This is a genomic window from Flavobacterium sp. H122 (assembly GCF_004959765.1).
GTDB lineage: Bacteria > Bacteroidota > Bacteroidia > Flavobacteriales > Flavobacteriaceae > Flavobacterium.
Window position 1 is genome coordinate 1 of sequence record NZ_SJZD01000020.1, and the last position, 3,346, is coordinate 3,346.

General features: G+C 39.6%; 2 protein-coding genes. Both read left to right on the forward strand.

All coding sequences use genetic code 11. The annotated features are described in order from the left end of the window. The first annotated feature begins 281 nt into the window (after positions 1-281). The gene (locus EZM65_RS15280) at positions 282-587 is read left to right on the forward strand and encodes a hypothetical protein (RefSeq protein ID WP_136669430.1); all 306 of its coding nucleotides are present in this window, start codon (positions 282-284) and stop codon (positions 585-587) included. Positions 588-778: 191 nt separating this feature from the next. Further along, on the forward strand, positions 779-3,346 hold a 2,568-nt coding region (locus EZM65_RS15285), incomplete at its 3' end, for a GEVED domain-containing protein (RefSeq protein ID WP_256371351.1).

Genomic DNA, 3,346 nt, shown 5'->3' on the forward strand with positions numbered 1-3,346 from the left:
AGAATACAATGCTGTAAATCTTAGAAATACAAACACAGCAATACTTGTAAAAGTAACATTGGAAAATGGAGCTGTAGTCACTAAAAAAGTGATTTTCTGATCATTACAATTATAGAATTAACAAATAAAGCCTTACATTTTTAATGTAAGGCTTTATTATTAATGCATTTCATCGGTTAAATCAGTTATTTATCGTTAAAAAAAGCCTTTTGTCGAATATTCAACATATGTTATAAAAAACATGATATATTCGCGACATTTTAACAAAAAACCAACCAACCGTGAAAAAAAACATTATTTTAAAGTTTCTTTTTTTTGAAAAATTAAAGAAACACACATCGCTTTTACTTTTACTTGCAGCTGTTATTTTAAACTGCAACAACCTCAATGCTCAAAAGACAAAATATTCTTCTGATGCCTCTCCTCCCCTTTTCTCTCCGGATGTAAACACAAAGCAAGCCGGAGAAAACAGAATGCATACCAATAAAAAAGAAGAAGAGAGCAACACAAAAAAAAAAAAAAGAGCAACAAAAAAAAAGCTTCTTCAGACAAACTGTATACCGCTAAAGCCGGTTATTGTACGATAGGAACTACTTCCGGCAGTTATTGGATAAAAAATGTAACAACAACCGGGGCCCTAACCAACATAAACAACAATACTACCTACTCAACCGGTGGCTACGGGGACTACACAGCACAAGTTATCACCCAAATAGCAACAGGCACAGTTAATTTTAGTGTTGCAACAAGTTCGGACACACACGGAATCAACATATGGATAGATTATAATAATGATTTGGATTTTGATGATAGCGGAGAAAAAGTATATGCTTCCGGTGGTTATAGAACAACTGTATCAGGTTCATTTACAATTCCCGGCACAACAGCAAACGGTGATTACAGAATGCGTATTGCAGCAGACTATTTAAGTACAAACCCGTCAGCCTGCGGCACAAAAACTTATACAGAAGCAGAAGATTACACCTTGCATGTAGGGCCACCAATAACTTGCTACACCCCCACTATAACAGCTTCTGCAAACTCTGCGGTATCAGGTATTGCTAGCTGGACACCCCCGGTAACAGGAACCACCCCTGTAGGCTATGAATATGTCCTCTCCACCTCAGGATCAACTCCATCAGGATCAGGAACAGCAACTGTTTTAACAACAGCAAATTTCACTTCATTAACGGCTAACACGACTTATTACGTGTTTGTCCGTTCCAATTGCGGCAATGGTGATTTCAGTTCCTGGGCGAGCAGCTCCTTTTATACAGGATTTTGTTCATCCACATCTACAAATTCATCCAATTATATCAATAATTTCTCTACCACATATGGAACTGCCAACATATCGAATCCAGCATCAGGATATTCATCCGGAGGATATGGTAACTTTACAGCAAAAACAGTAAGTCAGACAGCTTCAGGCACAGTTTTTTTCTCTTCATCCATATCCGGAGGAGCCAGTGGTTTCAGTATTTGGATAGACTGGAATGATGATCTGGATTTTACTGACACCGATGAATCAGTATATACAAGCGGAGATTATGTCACCACTGCGACTGGATCTATAACAGTTCCTACAAACGCAATTGTTGGAAACCATAGAATGAGGGTAAGAATAAATAACGACAACACAAACCCTGACGTATGCGGAACGATAAGCTACGGAGAAACGGAAGATTACACATTTACGGTTTTGCCACCACTACCTTGCCCTGGCAATCCATCAAACTTGAGTGTATTTATAGCTTCACAAACCAGCACAACAATCAGCTGGGCAGCAGCTTCACCTGCACCGGCGAGCAGTTATCAATATTACTATTCAACATCAAACACGTTTCCAACTGCAGTAACCACTCCTTCCGGAAATATTGGAGCAAGTTCAACCAGTGTAGCTTTGACCGGCTTAACTTCAGGTACCAAATATTATTTTTGGGTACGTTCTGATTGTGGAGCAGGATTAGGTCAGGGTGTATGGATTGGATCAGTAAATTTTACACAGCCTACCTGTGCTATTGGAAACAGTACTGGAATAACCAGCCTGGGATGCCCGTCTGTAATTTCCGGAGGAACAGGATTGAACGGAGCTGACCCAACACCTATTTCCTGCACTTCAGGAAACTGTGTAAATCTTGAAGCCAGTTACTTAAAGCTGGGAGAAACAACAAACTATACCGTAGAATCTATTCCGTATGCTCCTCCATATCAATTTAACTGTTTACGAAATCCTGTAAGTGTTAATGAAGATGACGTATGGTCACCTGTAGTAAACTTGCCGTTCAATTTTTGTTTCTATGGCAATTCCTATAATTCCTGTACAATAGGTTCAAATGGCGTCATAACATTTGACACATCAAGAGCTGGTGATTCTTCTGGGTATCAGTTTAATGACAACCTCCCTAACAATATCGACCAACAATTATTTACAAATTCCATATTCGGTGTATATCACGACATAGACCCTTCTGTTGGCGGAGAAATAGGCTGGGAACTTATAACATTAAACACCGGATGCAGAGCACTCGTTGCGGCCTGGAACGATATTCCTATGTATGAGGATCCTTTAAACCCTACATCAGATTGCAACTCTTTATTATATACTGGAATGATGGTGTTGTATGAAAATACGAACATCATTGAAGTCTATATAAAAAACAAAGAAACCTGTTCAGAATGGAATAACGGTAATGCCATTGTAGGCATTCAAAATGCAGCAGGAACAGTAGCCACTGTAGCTCCGGGAAGAAATGGGCTGGATGCGAATTGGTCTGCTACAAATGAAGCCTGGCGTTTTGTACCTTCCGGCAATTCAATTACTTCAATAAAATGGTATGAAGGCGCCGGAACAACCGGGACAGTTGTAGGAACAGGAGACACCGTAAATATCTGCCCTACAGCAACAACTGTGTATACAGCCGAAGTATCCTACCAGCTTTGTAATGGAACCATTTTAAAAGAAACTGATCAAACCACCGTAACCGTAACCGGAAGTAAAGAATGGAACGGCAACACCAACACTGACTGGAATACTTCTTCCAACTGGACACCGTCAGGAGTTCCAACAGCACTTGACTGTGTTGTTATTCCGGATGTGACAAACGACCCAATTGTATCTGGAACTTCATTCAATGGCTTGGGCTATAATTTAACAATACAAAACGGAGGTTTCCTGACAATTGACACAAACAATAACATTACAGTTACCGACAAAGTAAATGTAGCTTCCGGAGGTAAATTTATAATCAATAATGCAGCCGGCTTAATTCAAACCAATAATGTAAGCAATACAGGAAACATTGAATACAAAAGAACCGCAACCGGTTTACATGGCTATGATTAC